24 protein-coding genes and 1 riboswitch are annotated in these 18,504 nt (G+C 60.9%); of the genes, 7 read left to right on the top strand and 17 right to left on the bottom strand.

Translation table 11 applies throughout. From position 1 onward, the window contains the following. Positions 1–3: 3 nt before the first annotated feature. Positions 4–729, bottom strand: a complete 726-nt coding sequence (locus tag MESCI_RS15055) for a GntR family transcriptional regulator (RefSeq protein WP_013530802.1) — start codon at positions 727–729, stop codon at positions 4–6. Between the two features lie 229 nt (positions 730–958). Further along, entirely contained in the window at positions 959–1,228 is a 270-nt protein-coding gene (locus MESCI_RS15050) for a DUF982 domain-containing protein (RefSeq protein ID WP_013530801.1), read from the bottom strand. A gap of 84 nt (positions 1,229–1,312) precedes the next feature. Between MESCI_RS15050 and MESCI_RS15045 the strand changes: the two genes are divergently transcribed. Continuing rightward, positions 1,313–1,570: a hypothetical protein gene (locus MESCI_RS15045; protein ID WP_013530800.1), complete on the top strand. Its 258-nt coding sequence runs from the start codon at positions 1,313–1,315 to the stop codon at positions 1,568–1,570. 771 nt (positions 1,571–2,341) lie between these two features. Here MESCI_RS15045 and MESCI_RS15035 read toward each other — a convergent pair. The 5 genes from MESCI_RS15035 to MESCI_RS15015 all read right to left on the bottom strand — a co-directional run bounded on the left by MESCI_RS15035 (position 2,342) and on the right by MESCI_RS15015 (position 6,449). Beyond that, entirely contained in the window at positions 2,342–3,037 is a 696-nt protein-coding gene (locus MESCI_RS15035) for a methyltransferase family protein (protein ID WP_013530799.1), read from the bottom strand. 172 nt (positions 3,038–3,209) lie between these two features. Next, the gene (locus MESCI_RS15030; protein ID WP_013530798.1) at positions 3,210–4,229 is read right to left on the bottom strand and encodes an ABC transporter substrate-binding protein; all 1,020 of its coding nucleotides are present in this window, start codon (positions 4,227–4,229) and stop codon (positions 3,210–3,212) included. Then, positions 4,226–4,990 (bottom strand): ABC transporter ATP-binding protein, encoded by a 765-nt coding sequence (locus MESCI_RS15025; protein ID WP_013530797.1) that lies wholly within the window; start codon positions 4,988–4,990, stop codon positions 4,226–4,228. The genes MESCI_RS15030 and MESCI_RS15025 overlap by 4 nt, the downstream gene beginning before the upstream one ends. Further along, positions 4,987–5,748 carry an ABC transporter permease gene (locus MESCI_RS15020; protein ID WP_244514357.1) on the bottom strand — a complete coding sequence of 254 codons (762 nt, stop codon included), beginning with the start codon at positions 5,746–5,748 and terminating at the stop codon, positions 4,987–4,989. Before MESCI_RS15020 ends, MESCI_RS15025 begins: the two co-directional genes overlap by 4 nt. Before the next feature lie 92 nt (positions 5,749–5,840). Continuing rightward, complete coding sequence (locus tag MESCI_RS15015; RefSeq protein WP_164919913.1) at positions 5,841–6,449, bottom strand: YkoF family thiamine/hydroxymethylpyrimidine-binding protein; 609 nt, start codon at positions 6,447–6,449, stop codon at positions 5,841–5,843. After that, positions 6,440–6,553, bottom strand: a riboswitch (TPP riboswitch). It overlaps the preceding gene by 10 nt. A gap of 183 nt (positions 6,554–6,736) precedes the next feature. On the opposite strand from MESCI_RS15015, the gene MESCI_RS15010 reads away from it, so the two are divergent. Beyond that, positions 6,737–7,054 (top strand): hypothetical protein, encoded by a 318-nt coding sequence (locus MESCI_RS15010; RefSeq protein WP_013530794.1) that lies wholly within the window; start codon positions 6,737–6,739, stop codon positions 7,052–7,054. A gap of 69 nt (positions 7,055–7,123) precedes the next feature. Here MESCI_RS15010 and msrA read toward each other — a convergent pair whose 3' ends face one another. Then, the gene (gene msrA / locus MESCI_RS15005) at positions 7,124–7,642 is read right to left on the bottom strand and encodes a peptide-methionine (S)-S-oxide reductase MsrA (RefSeq protein ID WP_013530793.1); all 519 of its coding nucleotides are present in this window, start codon (positions 7,640–7,642) and stop codon (positions 7,124–7,126) included. 82 nt (positions 7,643–7,724) lie between these two features. Then, on the bottom strand, positions 7,725–9,272 hold the full coding sequence (locus tag MESCI_RS15000; protein WP_013530792.1) for a glycosyltransferase family 39 protein: 1,548 nt from the start codon (positions 9,270–9,272) through the stop codon (positions 7,725–7,727). Between the two features lie 299 nt (positions 9,273–9,571). On the opposite strand from MESCI_RS15000, the gene MESCI_RS14995 reads away from it, so the two are divergent. Further along, positions 9,572–10,279, top strand: a complete 708-nt coding sequence (locus MESCI_RS14995; protein ID WP_013530791.1) for a hypothetical protein — start codon at positions 9,572–9,574, stop codon at positions 10,277–10,279. Between the two features lie 85 nt (positions 10,280–10,364). Here the strand turns inward: MESCI_RS14995 and MESCI_RS14990 are convergent, their stop codons facing one another. From MESCI_RS14990 to MESCI_RS14965, 6 genes are all read right to left on the bottom strand, one after another. Continuing rightward, positions 10,365–10,679 carry a hypothetical protein gene (locus tag MESCI_RS14990; RefSeq protein WP_013530790.1) on the bottom strand — a complete coding sequence of 105 codons (315 nt, stop codon included), beginning with the start codon at positions 10,677–10,679 and terminating at the stop codon, positions 10,365–10,367. Between the two features lie 363 nt (positions 10,680–11,042). Then, positions 11,043–11,366, bottom strand: a complete 324-nt coding sequence (locus tag MESCI_RS14985) for a hypothetical protein (protein WP_013530789.1) — start codon at positions 11,364–11,366, stop codon at positions 11,043–11,045. Next, positions 11,366–11,551, bottom strand: a complete 186-nt coding sequence (locus MESCI_RS14980) for a hypothetical protein (RefSeq protein ID WP_013530788.1) — start codon at positions 11,549–11,551, stop codon at positions 11,366–11,368. The genes MESCI_RS14985 and MESCI_RS14980 overlap by 1 nt, the downstream gene beginning before the upstream one ends. Beyond that, the gene (locus MESCI_RS14975) at positions 11,536–11,769 is read right to left on the bottom strand and encodes a phage-related exported protein (RefSeq protein ID WP_013530787.1); all 234 of its coding nucleotides are present in this window, start codon (positions 11,767–11,769) and stop codon (positions 11,536–11,538) included. The genes MESCI_RS14980 and MESCI_RS14975 overlap by 16 nt, the downstream gene beginning before the upstream one ends. Before the next feature lies 1 nt (position 11,770). Then, a complete protein-coding gene (locus tag MESCI_RS14970) occupies positions 11,771–11,986 on the bottom strand; it encodes a hypothetical protein (RefSeq protein ID WP_013530786.1) in 216 nt (71 codons plus the stop codon). Continuing rightward, positions 11,983–12,693 carry a glycoside hydrolase family 108 protein gene (locus MESCI_RS14965; RefSeq protein ID WP_013530785.1) on the bottom strand — a complete coding sequence of 237 codons (711 nt, stop codon included), beginning with the start codon at positions 12,691–12,693 and terminating at the stop codon, positions 11,983–11,985. Before MESCI_RS14965 ends, MESCI_RS14970 begins: the two co-directional genes overlap by 4 nt. Before the next feature lie 239 nt (positions 12,694–12,932). On the opposite strand from MESCI_RS14965, the gene MESCI_RS14960 reads away from it, so the two are divergent. Genes MESCI_RS14960 through MESCI_RS14950 form a run of 3 tightly spaced genes read left to right on the top strand, consistent with a single transcriptional unit; the run spans position 12,933 to position 15,292 of the window. After that, positions 12,933–13,661, top strand: coding sequence for an FkbM family methyltransferase (locus tag MESCI_RS14960; RefSeq protein ID WP_013530784.1), 729 nt, complete (start codon positions 12,933–12,935; stop codon positions 13,659–13,661). A 55-nt stretch (positions 13,662–13,716) separates the two neighbouring features. After that, complete coding sequence (locus MESCI_RS14955) at positions 13,717–14,106, top strand: hypothetical protein (RefSeq protein WP_013530783.1); 390 nt, start codon at positions 13,717–13,719, stop codon at positions 14,104–14,106. Between the two features lie 4 nt (positions 14,107–14,110). Continuing rightward, positions 14,111–15,292: a hypothetical protein gene (locus tag MESCI_RS14950; protein ID WP_013530782.1), complete on the top strand. Its 1,182-nt coding sequence runs from the start codon at positions 14,111–14,113 to the stop codon at positions 15,290–15,292. Here the strand turns inward: MESCI_RS14950 and MESCI_RS14945 are convergent. Further along, positions 15,261–17,594, bottom strand: a complete 2,334-nt coding sequence (locus MESCI_RS14945) for a right-handed parallel beta-helix repeat-containing protein (RefSeq protein WP_013530781.1) — start codon at positions 17,592–17,594, stop codon at positions 15,261–15,263. The two genes, MESCI_RS14950 and MESCI_RS14945, sit on opposite strands and share 32 nt — an antisense overlap. A gap of 361 nt (positions 17,595–17,955) precedes the next feature. Next, on the bottom strand, positions 17,956–18,153 hold the full coding sequence (locus MESCI_RS32430) for a hypothetical protein (protein WP_164919911.1): 198 nt from the start codon (positions 18,151–18,153) through the stop codon (positions 17,956–17,958). Here MESCI_RS32430 and MESCI_RS14935 point away from each other — a divergent pair. Then, on the top strand, positions 18,152–18,457 hold the full coding sequence (locus tag MESCI_RS14935) for a hypothetical protein (RefSeq protein ID WP_013530780.1): 306 nt from the start codon (positions 18,152–18,154) through the stop codon (positions 18,455–18,457). The genes MESCI_RS32430 and MESCI_RS14935 overlap by 2 nt on opposite strands. The last annotated feature ends 47 nt before the right edge of the window (positions 18,458–18,504 follow it).

Below are 18,504 nucleotides of genomic sequence, written 5' to 3'. Positions count from 1 at the left end.
CGCTCAGAACCTCATATGCAGCGCAAAATGCGCCGGATTGAGCAGGCTGGTGACGTACTCGATCGGCCGGTCGTCGGCGGCGCGCGTCAGCCGGCGGCCACGCAGGAAAGGCGTGCCTTGCGGGCAGCCGAGGATGGCCGCATCCTCGGCATTGAGCATCTCGATCTCGACCCATTCCTCGCCATGGTCGGGAATGAGGCCGGCGACGCGCAGCGTCTGGTGCAGCGAGCCCTCGCGCAATCCGCGCAACGGTACGTCCTCGAGCTCGGAGGACAATGGCAACCGGCTGCGCTCGATGGAGATCGCATGGCCGTCGCTGGCGTTGGTGCGCACCCGGTCGACGGCGATGAAGAACGGGCTTTCGATGCCAAGCAGCGCAGCCAGATCGGGGTCTTCGATGACCTCCAGCCGCAGCGTCCGCGTCTCGGCATTGGCGCCGGCATCGGCCAGCGCGCGCGACCAGCCGATCGAGTCGTCGACCGGCTTGCCGTCGAAGGTGACGAACGAGCCGATACCAACCTTGGTCGTGATCAGCCCGCGGCTGGACAGTTCCTCGAGGCCTTTGCGGACCGTATTGCGGCTAACGGAGAAGCGCTGGACGAGTTCGTTCTCGCTTTGAAGGCGGTCGCCGAAACCGAGGACGCCGGAACGGATCTCATGTTCGAGGACGGTGGCGATCTGCTCGGGCTTGCCCGTGCCGGGAGACAGTTGAACCGCGCGCCGCTTCATAAGGGTACCTGTTCAATGAACCTGTATAATCCTGTTCAATACCGAGGCCCGGATGCTATGTCAACAGATGCCGAAGACTGACCAACAGGCAGCGAAATGTGCGGGATAACCGTGCAGGGCGTGCCGAGAGGCAGGTCAATAGCCCTGAAAAGCCGGTCGGCGATCGCCAAAAAGGGGCATACATCAAGGGGATGGAGCCAGATCCTGATTCAATTTCACCAGGGGCAGGCTACGGGATCGACACCTCACGCGGTTCGACGAGGATGTCCGCCTCGATAGCGGCGTTGATGAACGCCGCTCTTGCCGCCGAGACTTCTTTCTTTCCCTCGAGCACGGCCAGACAGGCCTTGCGGGCAACCATATGCTTTTGCCCGGTCGCAACCGGCCAGCGGTTCAGCAGGATGTCGGCAGCCTGAGCGACCCGCTCCACGTTGAAGATTGAGTTTCGCGATCGGCCGAGCGCAATCCTGACCGGCTCATCGAAACGCTGATCTTGCACGATGCCACTCCCCAAAGTCGGCATTCATCGATTCGCGGCCTTCAACCCCGAGCAATGTGATAGGTTCTGCGCCAAAGGTGCAAGATGTCCGATTCCAGTGGCCAGAAAAATCCCAGGCTGATCGTCGTGGTCGCGTTCGATCGCGGTGAGGATGGCGAGTTGTTCCCAGCCTTTGGACCCGCCGACCAGCAGAGCGAGGATCGCGCCATACGCACCGCCAGGGCTCTGACGGCAAAGCATTCCGGCGTCATCGCCTGGAGCCGTGAGGCCGATCCGACGCTGGGCGAATATGGTCCGCCGAACACGCTCTTCGTCAGCGGTGACGTGCCTGACATGGAGTAGTCGACTGGCGCCAGCATCTGAACGCCTCGCCCATAGGGTTTGATGCGAGCCGGTTTTGCCTCGCCAGCAAGCAAAAGCCCGCTACGGTGAACCGGAGCGGGCCTTGGAGGAGGACAAGGGGTGGGACCCTCTCCTCTTGTTTCCACGGGGGGGGTGTGGACCGCAATGACCATACGAAAGTTTTGCAGAGTGCAGGATCACAAGCCGGCTTGCCTGCATCACAATCCGGTGCACGCCGACATTGGGGCGCTCACGAGATTGCGATCAGTTGGCGATAACCCGGCTAGATGCACCCGAGTACGACAAGCACGATGACGATGAGCAGCACGAGCCCAAGGCCGCCGCCGCCATAAGAGCCGGCGCCGTAGGATTGAACGTCGCAGCTGCGATGTTCAAAAGACGAGCGCTCCAAAGGCCTACCGTTCCGCGATTGTGGCGGGCATCGCGCGCGGAAGAAGTCTCGCCAGCAACAGAAACGGCCATCCTGGTGATGGCAACCAGAATTTAATTCCGGCACGCCTGTGGACCGCAGAAAGCCCACCAGTGTGGCGGGCTTTCCGATCGGCCGGAGATGGCGAGAAGCCGATTGCAGAAGCAATTACGCGAGGTAGTGAGTTTCAGCTTCACAGAGAGAATACTGAAATTGAAGTGTGGTATATATATCTCAAAATTTCTGAAATAATAAAGTTGTAATATTAGTTTGCACAAACAATGCGCAGGTCTATTGACGATCAACGTTGCCAGTGTGGTTGCTGCGCGCCGGGGCGCTTGTCAAACGACGCCGTAGAACAGCCTGTAGTGGACGCGCTTCATATAGTCCCGGTACTCCGGCGTGGCGGCCAGCAGCGCCTCTTCACGCAGGATGCGGTGCACCTGGAAGAAGGTGATCACCGCGTAGACGGCTAGATTGTAGAAGGAAAAGGCCGATAGCAGGAACAGGACATGGCCGGCAAGATAGCCGGCATAGATCGGATGCCGCACCAGACGGTAGGCACCGCCCGTCATCACGCCGCGATTGCCCGGCAGAATGGCGAAAGAACGCCCCAGCGATATCTTTCCCCAGATCACGAACCCCAACGCCAGGGCCTGCAGCGGCGCCGCAACATGGACCGGGATGATGGCCACGCCCGGCTCCAGGTCGATGAAACCGACACCGAAGCTGGCGATCACGGAGACAACCACCGTGAGCGGGTTCCAGTCGCGAACCTTCGGCCGACGCGACAGAAGCAGCCAGGTAAAGGTCAGGATCTCGGAAATCGCCACCAGCGCCACATTGATGCGCGTCGGGTCGAGCATCAGGTGATACACGCCGCGGTAGACGAACATGCCCGCGAAGGCCAGCGCGCAGATCCGAAAGAAACCTTCGCGCAAATCCACCAGGATCTCACGCTTTCGGGCTGCGGACAGAATCGTGCCGTCACTGACGTGCGAAAGCGCCTCGCTTTTTGATATGAGCAATGCAGACACCCCAATGATCCCTCAGGGCGACCTTTGCACGCAACCATTGCCGGGCAGTTAATCAACAAGATCAGATCGGTCTTAAATTGGCTGTCGGGGAGCCAGGGCGCCACTTCCAGACGACCTGCTCCCCGCGGTCGCCCAGAAAGACTGGCGACCCATGTCATTTGGTTTTGCCAGACTAGCTCAGATAGTCGTTGCGGAAATAGCTTCCGAAATCCGGGCGTCGAGCAACCAGCTTGCCGTCGGAATCGCGCAAAATGCCGGAGGCGAAGAGATAGTCGCCAATCGCTTCCATCTTGGCCGGATCCATCGTCCCGATGGCCCCGCTTTGGCTGCGTAGATAATGGCCGTCGATCAATGCCTTCAGCGAGGCGTGGATCAGCGCCGGATTGGTCAAGGCATCCTTGTTTGCAGCGATCAGCAGGGTTGCCGCATCGTCGGGGTGGTCGACAGCGAACTGGTAGCCGCGTCGCGTCGCCTGAACGAAGTCGGCCGCAGGCTTGGGATTGGCCTGGAGATAGGCTTCGCTCGAAGAGATCAGCGTCGTGTGCTCGTCAGGCACGCCATAATCGGCATAGACGAAGCTGCGCTGCTTGACGCCCCTGAGTTCGGCTTCGACACCCTCCCAGGTCGAGACTTCGAGCGTGAAATCGACCGACCCATTGGCTAGCGCCTCATAGGCTGAGGTGCCGAGCGTCACCGTCTCGAAATTGCCCTTGCCGCCGTTGTGGCGGATGATGGTCGATATCAGCGCGTTTTCCCAGGCACTGCCGAAGCCGCCATAGATCAAGCCGTCGAGGCTTCTCGGGCTTACGATCTCGTTGCGTGCCGCATTGAAGACCACGCGGCCGGTTTCGGACTGCACCACCGCATAGACGCCCTTCAGGTCCGCTCCGGCGGTTCTCTGGGTGAACAGGCTGATGGTGCCGTTGATGCCGAAATCGGCGACGCGATTTGCGACCAGCGTGCCCGCACCGGCATCGCTGTAAGGCAGGATGTCGACCTCGAGCCCGGCCTCGCGATAGAAGCCCTTGTCGCGGGCGACGAACAGTCCGATGTGGTTGGTGTTGACCGTCCAGTCGAGGGCAACGGTGACCTTTTGTGCCGATTGTGCTTGGGCTCGCCCCGATCCGGCAACGAGCGGAAGGCCTGTGGCAAGCGTGAGCAGCAAGGCCTGCCGGCGCGTCAAGTCAGTCATGGTCGTGTCCTTTTGGATGGGTTGGGGTTGAGGATGATGTCGAGGATTTCGGCCTCGAGCGCGCTTGCCTGGCGCGCGGCATCGCCGCCAAGGCTGCGCGGGCGCGGCAGCGGCACCTTGATTTCACGCACGATGCGGGCCGGGCGCGCCGACAGCACATAGATGCGGTCGGACAGGAACACGGCTTCGCGCACGTCATGGGTGATCAAGAGCGCCGTCCAGCGATGATGCCGCCACATCTGTTCGAGCCAGCGCTGCATGGCGGTGCGGGTCAGCGCATCGAGCGCGCCGAACGGCTCGTCGAGCAGGAGCATGTCGCGCTCCTGCACCACGGTGCGCAGCAAGGCCGCGCGCTGGCGCATGCCGCCGGACAACTGCGCGGGAAAATGCCGCTCGAAGCCGGCAAGCCCGAATTCGGCAAACAACGGCGCAACGCGCGCCCGCGCCGCCTGTCTCCTCATACCTTGCACTTCGAGCCCGAGCGTCGTGTTGTCGAGGATGCGCCGCCATGGCATCAGCGCGTCGCGCTGCGGCATGAAGGCGAAGTGCCTGCCGTGGTCGTCGAGCCGCGCGCCGTCGAACAACATCTCGCCCTCGCCATGCTCGGCGCCGGTCAGAAGCTGGAACAGCGTCGACTTGCCGGCACCCGAGGGTCCAAGGATCGAGACGAACTCACCAGCGCCGACGCTGAGCGAAATATCGGCCAGCACGTCGAGCCCACCGAACGCCTTGTGCACATGCCGCAGTTCGAGCCGGCTCATCGCCAGGCCCCCTTCCCGGCAGTTTCCCTGTCGGCTCGCTCCCAGGGCATGGCAAGGCGCTGCAGCAACACGGTCAACCCGAACAGGACAAGGGTCAGCGCCGCGCTGACACCGACGGCGGCAAGAACCAGATCAGGACGGAAATTGTTTTTGGCGTTGAGCATGTAGATGCCCAGACCCTTCGCGGCACCGGCATATTCAGCGAAGATGGCGCCGACCACCGCATAGGTGATGGAGATCCTCAACCCGGCAAAGAAGTAAGGCAGCGCCGAAGGCAGCCGCGCCAGCAGGAAGATGCGCCAGCGCCCTGCCCCCATGGCGCGCAGCATTTGCCCGATCTCGGCCTCGGTCGCCTCATAGCCTTCGACCAATGCAACCAGCATCGGAAAAAAGGTGACCAGCGCCACCAGCATGATCTTGGGCGCCAGCCCGAAGCCGAACCACAGCACCACCAGCGGCGCGACCGCCACCAGCGGCAAGGTCTGGCTGACGATGAAGACGGGAAACAACGCACGCCGCAGCGGCTGGAAGAAGTCGACCAGCATCGACAGCACGAAGGCGGCGCTGAGCGAACAGGCAAAGCCAAGAAGCGTGGCACGGATGGTCGGAACGGCATTGTCGGCCAGCGCCTCGCGATTGAGCATCGCTTGCTCGAAGACGCGTGACGGCGCCGGCAGTATCGTGGCCCTGATGCCGGAATAGGTGGCATAAAGCTCCCACGCCAGCAGGAGCAAACCGGCCGAGATCATGGCCGGCATTGCCTTGACGAGAAAGCTCGCGATCGGGCGCGAAGCGACTGATGATGAGACCACGGGAGATAACCTTTGACGGCCGCGAGAGCGGCGCGGCTTCAGACGGCCGACGGGCTGTTGGCCGAGACCGTGACGTCGAGGGTTACGTGGCCAGCGCCTGGTCCGAAACGGCAGAAAGCCTCGTCCAGCGCCGAAAAGATCGCACCGGCATCACCGCGCAGTTTCGTGCAGAAATGTTTGGAGCGCTCATAGACGCCGGACTGCTTGAGAAAGTCTATGCAGCCGTAGATCTCGTCCATGTGGTCGTCTGTGCCCATCACATAGAGCGAGAACTGCGCCGCCGCCGGCTGGCCGGTGGCAGCAGCATTGCGCACCGCCGCGATGGCCGCGTCCTTGCGGGGGCCGAGTGGACCGACGGGCCCGCCAAACGCATCGGAGCGGCAGATCGGATCGTCCGGCTCGCCAGGGCAGCCGCGCGAGATGGTGGCCGACAACACGCAATGTTTGCCGCTGCGTGCCGCCGCCACGAAGAGGTCGCGCATGGCAGGAAACAGCACTTCGGGCGGCCCGACCAGCAAGGTCGAGATGTCGTCGGTCTCGATCCTGAGTTTGTCGCGCCAGGGATCGAGCGCACCGAGCGCGCCAAGGATGACACCGACGAAATCGTCGGTCATGGGATATAGGGAAATCTGTGCGCCTGAAAACATCGCCCGCCTCGCTCCGCTGGTATTACCCAGATCAGCTTCTAGGGTCTGTGGGCTTGCCGCCCCCGTCTCAGCCCCGACCGTACGGAGCACCCCTGTGGATGTGCGCCTTAAAGCATCATTCGAGTTGAAGGAAAAGCCGTTTTTTTATCGCACTGCGCCAAAAGCATTGCGCCAGGGCGGGAGCGGCTGGCTCTGCCGGCGCGAGAATTTATCGGGAACCTTCACCAGGCCGCGAGGTTGTCCCACCAGTCGCTACGCGACGAGTTCACAGACAATGGAGACAAACCATGTTCATGAAAATCCTCGCAGCTTCGGCGCTCACCATTGGCCTGGCGACATCGGCCATGGCGCAGAGCAATGGCACAAGCGGCACCGACGGATCCGGCGGCAGCGGCAAGTCGGTCACCGTCGACCCAAATACGCCGGCTTCGCCGAACACGGTAGACCCCGGCACGACCAACAGTACGACGGTAGCACCGGGCGCCACGAATTCAAACGCGGATGAAAATTGCCCTGCCCATCCGCAGGGCGCACAGCCCGATGCCAGTGGTACGTCGCCGGGCACCACCGCGCCGACAGTTAACGACAACCATTGCGGCAAGTAGGAATTGCAATGAAAAGAAGCCGCGGAGCGAGCGCTCCGCGGCTTCTCAAATCCTGTCGTATCAGTGTATCTACGGCACCGCTTTTTCCCGAACCGGCAGCTTCCACCCCGGCCTGACGAAGTGGCAGGTGTATCCGTTGGGATATTTCTCCAGATAGTCCTGATGCTCGGGCTCGGCTTCCCAGAAGGGGCCAACGGGTGCGACTTCGGTGACGACCTTGCCCGGCCACAGGCCCGAGGCATCGACATCGGCGATCGTGTCCTCGGCGATGCGCTTCTGTTCGTCGCTGGTGTAATAGATCGCCGAGCGATAACTCGTCCCGACATCGTTGCCCTGGCGGTTGCGGGTCGTCGGATCGTGGATCTGGAAAAAGCGTTCCAGCAGCGTGCGATAGCTTATGATGGCCGGATCGAAATTGATCTCGATGGCTTCGGCATGGCTGCCGTGGTTGCGGTAGGTGGCGTTGGGCACGTCGCCGCCGCTGTAGCCAACACGGGTGGAAATGACGCCGGGATAGCGCCGTATCAAATCCTGCATACCCCAGAAGCAGCCACCGGCAAGGACTGCGCGTTCGGTCGAAGTCGCCATATCACGTCTCCTCAAAGGCAAGTTTGTCTGGACATAGATGGGCATTGTCACCTGCTTCGTCCAGCGGACCGGCGGATCTGCTTCAGTTGCTCGGTCGGGCGAGGCCGTCGATAGCACCCGGCAACTGCCGCGCGCCAGGCGGAATGGCTGCGAAGCTGATCGCCACCGGCGGCGCCTTGAGCGACCAGTCGAAAAGAACGGTTTTGACCGGGATGTCGCCCACCCACGCCTGCAGATAAGATGGCACATCGCGCCCGGGCCAGACCAGCAATATGCCATGCTCGCGCAGCCGCTCCTTGGTGATCCAGGGGGCGTACTGCATGTTCAGTTCGGTGAAGATCGACGGCTTGTCATAGGCATTGAGGCCCGCCAGCGGCGCAATAAGGGCATGGCCGCCGACGATGTCGAGCCGATCGGGCGTCGCAGCGTGCCAGACAGCCTCTGCCTCATCCGAGATCTTTTGCGCCGGCCAGCAGACGGCGTCCATGCGCCCACGCAGATTGCATTTCGTCCAGCGGATGCCCGCATAGGCACCGGATATGCCGACAATGGAGATGAGCGCGCAGATCGCCAGCTTTCGCATCTCGATGGCGCCGAGGCGATGGCCCAGCAAGGCGAGCGCCACAACGCCAGCAAGATTGTACATCGGCGCGCCCCAGGCCTCGCCGGCGCCGGTGAACAGGGACGCCACCATCACGAGGATCGCCGGGCCAACCCCCATCCACAAGAGATAGACCAGCGTGCCGCGCCCGACGGGCTTTTGCGGCGCGGGCGAGCGCCGCAGCAGCCCTGATATCGCCAGCACCAGAAGAAAGCCGCAGAGCCCAGCCATCTGGACGCCGATATAATAAAAGCGGGAGCGATGGGCCACCACCCACTGATCGCGCCAGGCGGCATAGGTCAGCGGCAGGAAATCGACGCGGCAGAGTTCGGCGGCCAGTGGAGCGGCGACAGCGCCGAAAACCGCGAGCCCGAGCCATGGCCAGGGCGTGGCGAGCCGACTGCGTGCGCGTGTGTCCGACAGCAGCCAGATCGCCCCGAAAAGCAATAATAGGCCGGTGGAAAGCTTGGCATAGAGCCCGACGCCCGACACCAGCCCGAGCGCCAGCCACCAGCCCGGCCCACCACCACGGCCCGCACGCCACAACAGCCAGCAGATAGCGGCCCAGAAGGGCATCTGCGCGTAGTCATGATTGAACTGTGGGGTCGGCCAGCCGAAGAAATAGAGCGACGGCATCAGAAGCACGGCGGCCAGCGCGCGGGTTCGCCCGAGCATGTCGCGGGCCAGCAGATAGACTAGCACGAAAGTGGCCGAGATCGTTAGCTGAGCCACGAGATATTGCGGCCAGCGGAACGATCCGGTCAGAAGATGGCTGATCTCGAGCAGCCAGCCGGGAAGCTGTGGATGCTTGTAGGTCAACAGCACCCATTCGCGGCCCCACATGAAGCCTTCGACGACATCGTTGGGCGGTGACACGTCGACAAGCGCGGGCGCCACGGTCCAGCACAGGATCTGTGTCAGGCATAAAAGCGCTAGGCCGGCTTCTGGATAGCGCGTCAGCCCCTGCCAGATCGACGACTGCCGCCAGTCGCCTGGAACAGAACTGCCGACCGGCAGCCAACCGTTCATGGGTTCGTCGATTCGCGTCATGCGGTGGATAAATCACACCGGACGGTTTTTGGAACAGCCCAGAACTCGAAGCTTACGAAAATGTATACTTGGGTGACCATGGCAAAACCAAGATTGAGGCAGAGTTTCGCGCCACCATGCCGCCTCTCTCATCATCACATGCCAGCAGGACAACAATGGAACACGCCGTCCCGGAGCGCCCTGAACATGCCGGGCACGGCGCATCGGGCGTGATCGCGGCAGGCGTCGCCTACGCCTGACCGGTTCCCGTCCCCAAAAAAGCATCCAGGATTTGATAAATGCGCCACCACCATGCCATCATCCACTACCGTGCGCTCGATTTCTGGATGGCCCGTGCGGCCGTTCTCGTCATCATCTGCCTGCAGCTTCTGGTCATCAACAATCTCTCATTCGGGCCGCGCTGGCTAGCGCCCGCGCTGGAGGCCGCTCTGCTGCTGCCCTTGTCGGTGGCCACCGCCTGGACACAGGCCGCCACCCGCAAGGCGGTCGAGGACCACGAGTGGCATGCGATCGGCCAGTTTCGGGTCATGATCCGCAGAACAGCCCTGACCATGACCGCCATCATCAGCATCATGAACTGCGGTTCGCTGGTCCTGCTGGTGCGTGCCTTGCTGGAGGGCCATGCCGGCAACAGCGGCACGACGCTGCTGATCGACGCACTCAACATCTGGGTCACCAACGTCATCGTCTTTGCCTTGTGGTTCTGGAGCACCGACCGCGGCGGCCCGCCGACCTGCGGCCTCGTCAAGCTTGCGCAGGCCGATTTCCTGTTCGCGCAGATGACGTTGAACGACCGTGACCTCCGAGATTGGCTGCCCGGTTTCGTCGATTATTTCTTCCTCGCCTTCACCAACGCGACAGCGTTTTCGCCCACCGATACCTTGCCCCTTTCCCAGCGCGCCAAGCTGCTGATGATGGCCGAGGCCATGATCTCGCTGCTGACCATCGCGCTGGTCGCGGCACGCGCGGTCAACATCCTCGCTTGATCGGCCCAACACCCGAAATAGCCCGCCCGGCGCACCGGAACGGGCTATTTTGGGTTGCCTTCGACAGTTGAAATGCAGCGCCGGCCTAGTGGCGCTTGCCCAGCCTGTAGCTGTTGCCGCCCAGCAGGTTCACGCCGAGCCCGCTCAGAACGCCACCGACGATGCCGGTCTTGTTGCCGTTTAGAATGCCTGAGACGACATTGCCGCTCAGGATGTTGTTGCCGCTGAGCACGTCGTTCAGCGCGGTGATCTTGCCAAGGTCGATGGACGGCGAAACATTGATCAGGCTGCTCGAATTGCCTCCCCAGCCGCCCGAACCTCCGCACCCACAACCTGCCTCGGCGGCTCCAACGGACGATGCAACTGCAACAGCGGCGAAAATAACAGTGAACTTGTTCATGAAAGCTACTCCCGTTTGATGATGGAGATGGCTTCCGTCTTCTGTGGTCTACCTCTTGCTTAACAATATATGAACACTTCATCCGCTCAAGTCTTTATCTAGTTTCGGTGCTTCAATCAAAAATTAACAATAATCATTATGCATAACCGACATGATTAACTTGCTTATCACAACGGACAATGACGAGACCGGTCAACTCGAATGCCGCTCAGCAATGGCCGATCGGAAATGCAAAAAAGCCCGCCCCGGCGTGAGCCGAAGCGGGCAGCGGTCGGTCCTGGAAATGAGAGCCACGCCGCGCCAGGTCCACCTGTCTCGGTAATTCCGTCAGGCAGCAGCCAACAGACGACACGGTGCCAACAGCTACTCCTCCACCCCCGGTTTGAATCTCCGCACCACAAACTCGAACAGCACGTCCGAAATCCACATCGCACAGACGCCGATCAGGAAGGCGGCCGCCAGTGTGGTGGTGTCGTCGGCGGGATCGGGCATCGGCAGGCCGGCGATCCTGGCGTAGGAGACCGCCGGCAGCGTCAGATAGGCCGCCGCAAGCGCGCCGCAGATCGGCGAGGCCACCATTTCGCGCAGCTTGTAGCGATGCCGCGACAGCGCGCGCAGAACGCCGCCGGCGAGACCCGCCGCCACGACCGGTCCCTTGATGCCGAGCAGGTCGAAAAGATCGTTCATCATGGCCTCCAGCCGCAAAGTTTCTGGCCCTTTTCGTTATGAGCCAGGATCGCCGCCACCGACGCGTCGGAAAGGGCCGCCGCCTCTGCCCTTGTCGGTCGGATGGGATGCCCGGCCGCGCAGAACGATCCGCCTGATGTGGTGCAGCCGGCCAGCAGGAGCGAGAGCGCTATGATTTTGACCATCTGGCCAGCCTCCCTCTGTTGTCGTCCGGCGCCCGGCCGGCGACGGCATCGTCGATCTCCTGGGCTTCGGTGCGCGCCGCGGCGTCGGCGGCATCCTGCCTGGCCTTCTGGTTGGCCTTGCCCTTGGCGTAGGCCGTCCAGACACCGGCGAGCGCGGCGCCCATTGCCAGAAGATACGGCCAGGCCTGGCCAAGCAGCGCGAAAGCGAGTGTTCCCATCTCATGTCTCCTTGGCCGGCGCGACCGTGCCGCGCGGCCCGTCACGCACCGCGTTGATGATGATCTTGGCAAGGGCAATGGCGCCGCTGATCTGAAGGGCGGTGCGGTCGCTCACGCCGAGCAGCGTCCAGTCAAAGCCGGCGAGCGCGCCGCCGCAGATGATGGCGATCAGCGTGTTGAGGAGATTGTGCAGCGCATTGGTGTTGAACCATGTCATCGAAACAGGCTCCCGAAAAAATCGGCGATCTGATGCCGGACGGCCGCGAGCGCTCCGGCCATGAGAACGAGGATGCCGGCCACGGCAGCCGTCTTGCCGCCGGGCGTCGGCTGCTCGAGACGAACCGACGGCGCCCCATTGGCCGATGTTTCGACCCTGGGCGGCGCCGCCGCGGTCACCGGTGCGGCGGGGCGCTGCGCCGACATCAGCAGGGCCTGAACCCGCACCGACCTGACCCGATCCGACCAGCCGCGCCCGAATGTTGCCCATGTCGGCAACCGCTTGAGGAACGCCAGCCGCGCATCGCAAAGTGCATCGATGGTCACACCGGCCGGCTTTGCCTTGGCCGCCGCGACGGTGACCGGTCCGATCCGGCCGTCCTGCGCAACGCCGACCGCCGCCTGCAGATATTTGGCCGCCCGGCCAGGCCCGCTGTTGACGGCGAAATCGAATACCGCGTGATCGACGCCATCGGGCAACTCGGCGCCGAGCACAGCGTCCCAGTAGAAGCGGCGATAAACGGTGGCGACCTGCGCGTCGCTGATCGCGCGCAGATCCGCCTTTGTCGCGCCCGCCTTCACATAGCGGCGGAAGCTGGCAAGCGTCACGCCCTTCATGGTGGCGCCGCCAGGATCAGCCGGATTGTCCGACCACCCGCCTTCCGATTTGAGAACAAGCGCAAGCGCCCGCGCGAAGTTGCGGTCCATGGTGTTTCCTTTCCTCATTGAACTATGGTCGGGGGAGACCGTTGGAGGAACCTCACGGTCTAGGAAATGCGAGGCGGGAAGCGCGGGCGCTTCAGTCGATGAGCGATGCGATGACAGGAAGTCCGCAGTCGGAGAAAACCTTGAACCGGGCAAGCCGTGGATATGAGTCACGCACCTTGCCAGAGGCAGGGCCGGCGCGTTTACTTTCGGCTGCTGATTCCAGCTCGTAAGGAACCGAGATGATCTTGGAAGCTATTCGGAACGTGCGCGATGTTGGCTTTGAAATTCTTACCGCCGGCAGAAGAACGGTAACAGTCCGGAACATCACGCTGTCTTTGGATGGCGTTTCCCGCCGCATGCGGTACGTGATGGCCAGAGGTTACGAGGATCAAGATGCGGCTCTTGCTTTGCGCTTCCTGAGTCGCCACGACAAGGTTCTGGAGGCCGGCAGCGCGATCGGCTTCATGGCGTTGAACTGCATGATCGACATCGGCATCGATGACTACTGCATGGTCGAAGCAAACCCTCGCCTAGAGGCATCCATCCGCGAGAATTTTCGCCTCAATGGGATAAGCTTGCCCATTCTTAGGACCGTCGCTGTAGGTCCGTCCGACGGTTCTATCAGCTTCGGTATAAGCCGAAATTTCTGGTCATCCAGCGCGTTGCCTCGAGACAACGAAGTCGAACGACTCACAATACCTATGCTCTCAATCCCGACAATCGTTTCAGACCTGCCGTTTAGGCCAACCGTCTTAATCATGGATATCGAAGGCGCCGAAACGAGCATTCCGCCAAACCATTTTGAGTTATTTGAAAAACTCATCATCGAGTTCCACCCCAAATTGACCGGCCCTGCCGAAGCGCTGGAGTTGGAGCGGAACATAACCAGGCGTGGATTTACAGAGTTTGGCCGAACTGGGGGAACAATCGCGTTTATAAAAGGCGCAGTGATAGCCGATTCGAGGTGAGACAGCCGTGAGACCAATTGCTTTCATTGCCATTGCCGTCGGACTTGGAGCGGTCATGACTATCGGCGTCCTAACATTCGCTACTCCCAAGGCTCCCAAAGCCGTGCCGAAGCTGGCAGAAATAAAGGACATCAAAGGTCGACTGACCGTGCTCACCGCTAGTTCGTTCGAGGTGAATGGCACTTCCATTGTTCTCTGTGGAGTTAGGCCATCAGGTACGACGTCTGCGGAAAAAGTAGCCCAGAGCGTTAGGCTTTCTTATGAAAATGCCTATGTGAAATGTAAGCCTGTTGGCGGCGGCACCCCATGCGATGGGAAGACGGTGGCAACCTTGGGTAGATTTGTCGTAGCGCAATGCAAGATTAACGGGGCGCTTGACTTGGCAACGGCGTTGACAGACTCCGGCATTCTTTGCGGGACGATCCCTACGTACAAGTCCTGCTAGAACCATGTCGCACTATTACGCAAAAACGCAAAGTATTCCCATTGCGACGCAGTCGACTTTTGCTGAAAAACTGAAGACAATTTACGCCGCCTCTGCCGTCATCGCAATGAGTCTGCAAAGTGTCTATCTGCCTCAATTCGGGGTAGCCGCCTTTTGCTACCTCGGGCTTCTCATGCTGATCCCGCTATTAAATGCGCCGGTCAAGGCGAATTCTTTTTGGATCGTTGCTTTCCTACTAGTCGGGATGTGCGGAACTTTCACCGAAGATGGCGGCACTAAAGCAGTCCTAGGCACTATTGGCAGCAGCTTGGCTCTCATCCTCGTTCCAGCTTGCTTTGCCAGAGACAGTCGTCCTTTGTTGGTTGGTTTGCGATGGGCGATCGCTGCGCACGCGCTTATGGTCCTGTTCCAGATTTTCTATTTCGTGGCGTTCCGAACTTATTTTGACCCGCTTGCAAGTCTTGGCCTTGGTGATCAGACGGTCATGAGTAAGAAAGGACTTGAGCTTGCCGTCGGCAGAGTGCCGCGCTTTGCAGGCTTGTCGAATGAACCGGGTACCCATTCGACTATGATCGCAAGCCTGCTTGCTGGCGAGTATGCCCTCTCGCGCAAGCTCTCTAAGGTCTCAATTTTAGGCATTCTTTCAGCGATCGCGACGATGTCGCTGGGCGGCATGATGTTCGTCGCAATGTTCTGCGGAATTGTTGGGCTCCACCAATTTTTTGCCGTTCGAAGATGGAGGATTCTTGTCGCCGCCGGCGGCATAGCGCTGCTTTCAATCACTATATATTGGGCATTGCTGAATCTTGAAACAAGATCGCAACTCTATATCGAAGGCACGCAGCACGATCAGATGATGGAGTGGGCATTTTCCTACCAGCGGATAACGTTGTTTGGCCTAAGCGAAAATCAGATACCGATGTTCTTCACATTTGGCTATCTCGGCGTTGGCCTCGACTTTCTGCTCCGATACGGCTTATGGGCAGTTATAGGGATTGCCATGTATTTGTTGAGCTTGCCGCTCTTGGGCATTGGCCTGTCGATTGTGTTGTTGGCCACAAAATTGAAGCTGACGTATCCTCTAGTTTTCGTCATCCTCGCAACGATCAACTTAGGCATGACGCAGTACCCTTACGCAAAGTTGCGAATTCATCCTAGGCTTCGAAATCCCCTGACCAGCCGATAGCCGAACTGACAACCCACAGTCCTACCGTATAGGCCTCCAGGGTTACACGCTCGCCGGGATCGAGAATGAGATATTTGCCTGCACCGCCGCCCTTGATCGTGTCCGTCCCGTTGGGCTCGATGTTCATGACATGGGTTGCGTGTACTCCGGCAAAGCCGATCCGAAGGCCAGGCACGGCAGGCGGCAGCGTATGTGTGCACGTCGCGCCGGCGCCGTTGTTATGGCAGAGTGCCCGGTTGTGAAGCCCGGACAGCGTTGTGTTAACGCTCAGATTGATCGGCACACTCGACGTCCCCTGCAGGCCGGGATTGTTGCCGCCAATAAACCTGGTCACGGTGCCGGCCGTGATGGAACTGCCGGTGCCATCGCCAACCCATTCCGTCATGTCAAAGCCATCGACCAGCATTTCGTCTATCGCGCCGCCGGTGGTTACCCGAAAGGCAACGCCAATGGAGGTCGGGTTCTTCAGGGCGATGTCCCTGAGACTGGCTTTGCGCAGCCGTTGGCCCACCGAAAGATTGAACCGGACGCCATGCGACTGGGTGTTTCCCCTGATGCCAGAAAGGCTAAGGCTCGCCGGTGTCACTACGTTCGCAACGACAATGGCGTCGGTCGAGCAGTTCATCAACGTGCCCGGGCCGATCGCAAGTGGCGTCTGGTAGGGCGCGGCGATTACGGCTGTGGCACCTGACGTTCCGCCCGTGATAGTCTCGCCAGCCCGAAAGATGCCGGCCGAACCGCGCACATAGATGCGCTGGGTCGCGCTGTTTGCCGTTTTGGCAATCGCAGAGGTGCCTCCAGTGATTGTTTCAGCGGCCTGAAACGTTCCGCTTATCGGCAAGACCCTCAGCACGTTGGCAAAGAAGTCGACCAAGATGCCCGTCGCGCCGGATGAACCGCCTGTCACCGTCTCACCGAGTTCATAGTCGAGGGTTGAACCGGTAATGACGATTTCAAAATGTTGGAACCGCAGGGTTCCGGTCGAGCCAGAGGTGCCGCCGCTGACCGTTTCGCTAATCGCAAACGATCCAACTTGCGAGCTGAGGGCGAACTGATATTCGCCGTTTGGTTCCAATTGCAGGGCTGTGTTGTAGCGATCGATGTACCAGTTATCGAGCCGGCCCGACTGAATCTGAACGCCGAAGACGTTACCGGCAGAACTACCGGAGAGCCGGTTGCCGATTGCCTTGACATTCGAAATGACGATCTCGCTGTTGGCGTCAGTCGCAGCTACGCCAATCAGACAGTCATTCGCCACCACGTTAGTTATGATCCCTCGCGGATCTCGCGCACCGGTCATCTCCACCCAGACACCGGCGGAGGGGCTGTCGAGATGTGCATCGGCGAAAACCCCGTCGACCAACACGTCGGTGGTGTTTAGATTCCCCGTATAGGTCAACACGACACCGTCGCGTTTGCACTTCGCCGACCGGATGTTGCGCACGATCGGCTTGCGGACGCCGGCCACGTAAACCGTGTCGCCAAACTCGCCGCCGGTTGGCGTGACGATGTTATAGCCGTCAATGTCCTCAATCGTCGGGCTGTCGACACAGAGCGCCATCACACCGGCAAGGCCGAGATTACGGACTTTCACGCCGCGGATTGTCGGCCGCTTCCGGCGTGCACCAGTGGAGAGGCCGACGCGAATACCGATAGAAGCCTGGTAGCCGGCATGTGATCCACCATCAATCGTGAGGTCCCCGTCTATCAGGACGTCATCGGCAGCGATATCGATGACGGGATGGTGGCCGGTAACGGCACCGACTGGCGCGCGCAGGATCAGGGCAGAGCCGCCCAGGCATTCGACGCGCTTCTTCGCTGTCGAGATCGTATGGTTGCCGTCGGTCTGGTAGGAGCCGTCAATCAGCACATGCGGATAGCTGCCCGCGAGCAGTGCACTGATAGCAGCCGTGGCATTTGTACCGTTACCACGCGCCCCGAGCATTGATGCCGTCACCGGGGTCGAGGCGAGCGTATAGCCTGTCTTCGTCATGCCATCGCTCAGCATGATCACCAAATCCCCGACATTCGTTCCATTCTTGCGGTACACAGCGCCACTGCCTGCCACCTGAGAGCTGTCGTAGAAGGCGGTGCGGATGTATGTGGGTGCTATCGGTGGGGAAAATGCCTCCGCCGTCGCCTTGGTCGCGAATTGCGGATCGAGCACGGTTGTCATGGCGCCCGTCGCTACGTCCGCAGCGGCCTGGGCCTGGTCGATGATGCCTTGCGCGGCTGCCTGGATATCCCCGACTGTGTCGTCGGACTGGTAGAACGACAGCACAATGTCGTCGGTGCCGATCACAGGGCTCAGCGTCTGGAAGGCGAAGCTGCACTCACCCCGTCAACCACTTTCTGAGAAAAAATTCCTAGTCTGGTCGAAACTCCCGCGCTGAGCGACGCTGGCAAAGCGCATAAAACCCTGCTTTTGCCGGCGGCTGGTCATAAGCCGGCAGGTGTGAAATCATTCGTCGAAGCTCATGGAATGATTCCCGTCGCACGGCCTTGTGGGAGAGGACGATGGACAGACCAGCCATGGCATCCGTGTTCAGGATGCGGCATGCACCAGCCACGGTTTCCGGCGTGTGCAGCACCGGCCAGGGTCAGGCCGATCCAGTCATCCGCGTGCGTTCGCTGGGCGAAGCCATCCGTTTCGTCGCCAACGCCTACCCCAATACGACGTCGGCGCCGTCGCCATCAGCTGTGGGGATGTTTCGATCGGCAACCTCGGCAACCTGGAGGTCAAGGCGCTGTGGCGCGAATATGGCGAACGGCTGACGCAGGAATAGGCGTTCGCCCGCAGCCTTTCTGGAGCGGAAATGCCGCTCGTGCGTTTCAACCCCAGCCACGGGAGCAATCGCCATGAATGTCGCCAACCTGCAACTCGAAGGCCTGTTGATGGCCGTCGCCTCGATCAATCGTCTCCTGGTTCAAAAGGGGGTGCTGACGGCGGAGGAAATCGACCTGGCCCTGCGCAAGACCGAGGCCGGCGAAACCAACGAGGAACGATCCGAAGGCATGTCCGCATCCAGCCGCGACGCCGTCAACTTTCCGATCCGGCTGCTGGAACTCGCCAACCAGTGCCAGCCGGAGGCGGAGCTGCCGTCCTTCTCAAAGCTGGCCCGCATGGTCGGCAAGATAAAGGAACCCTACAACGACCAGCTGTGAACGGTGCCGGCGGGCCGGCATGCGTCCGCGGTGGCCCACTGCCCTCG

Source organism: Mesorhizobium ciceri biovar biserrulae WSM1271 (genome assembly GCF_000185905.1).
In the GTDB taxonomy this organism is placed as follows: Bacteria; Pseudomonadota; Alphaproteobacteria; order Rhizobiales; family Rhizobiaceae; genus Mesorhizobium; species Mesorhizobium ciceri.
The sequence above is the reverse complement of the archived record's forward strand: the minus strand, read 5'-3'. Positions and strand labels throughout refer to the sequence as shown.